This window comes from Vibrio sp. 2132-1 (genome assembly GCF_033344315.1).
Genome location: NZ_JAWPON010000233.1, coordinates 1 through 780, shown reverse-complemented (window position 1 = coordinate 780; position 780 = coordinate 1). Strand labels below are relative to the sequence as shown.

The window sequence follows — 780 nt, the reverse complement described above, 5'->3', positions numbered from 1 at the left end:
CCAAACAAAGCAATAGGAAGCCAAGGAGTGAAATGCCATGCCGACATTAAGCTAAAGCCATAACTGTAGGACAAATGAGCAGAGCAAAATAGGCTTAGACCAATGATGAACTTATCTCGCGGTAACATTAGTAGTAAATCACCGAGTAGTGACAACGATAAACCCACTAATATCCACTGAGTGTAAGGCAGTTGACTCGCGGGAGAATTAAGCAAAATGCCAATCATCACAAGTACAGGCAATGGCTTTGATACGTAAAATAGCCATTTCGGCCCTTTACGGACACTTATGATGTGTATGAATGCTAATACAACGACAACTAGCCACATATATAAAGAACTCTCGAACAGACAAACGTGAGTAGCGTAGTGCTACTCCAAACAAAAAGATCTAACAAATGCGTAAGTTAGACCTTTGATTTCAATTTTATTTTTTGTGTATGTAAAGCTAAACAGTTGCCACTTTACTGACCAACGCGAACACTTAATTTTGTGCATTAATTGTTGTTTTTAGAATGCCCAATATTTGAACGCGTTGAAGCTTACAAAATAGCATAAAAAAACGGTATTGTGACCGTTAAGTCACAATACCGTTAAACCCTAGAAAGGGCAGTGAACAGTTGTTGCTGTTATGAGACAGCTAATTCTAAAATTTCACGGCTGCGTTCAAGAGTAATCGCTTGGTTTTCACCCAGAACTGTCATTCCGTGTTTGTTGAGTTGGTCAATGATGGCATCGATCGCTTGCTCGCGGCTTTCACCGTAGTTGTCTAGTTGAGTCG

At 40.0% G+C, this 780-nt stretch carries 1 protein-coding gene and 1 pseudogene; both read right to left on the bottom strand.

Translation table 11 applies throughout. The features are described 5' to 3' along the window. Positions 1-329, bottom strand: a 329-nt coding sequence (locus R8N47_RS24630; protein ID WP_318186026.1) for a lysoplasmalogenase family protein, incomplete at its 3' end; no start/stop codon positions are given. Between the two features lie 299 nt (positions 330-628). After that, a pseudogene (locus tag R8N47_RS24625) lies at positions 629-780 on the bottom strand (NADH-dependent alcohol dehydrogenase); the annotation flags it as partial.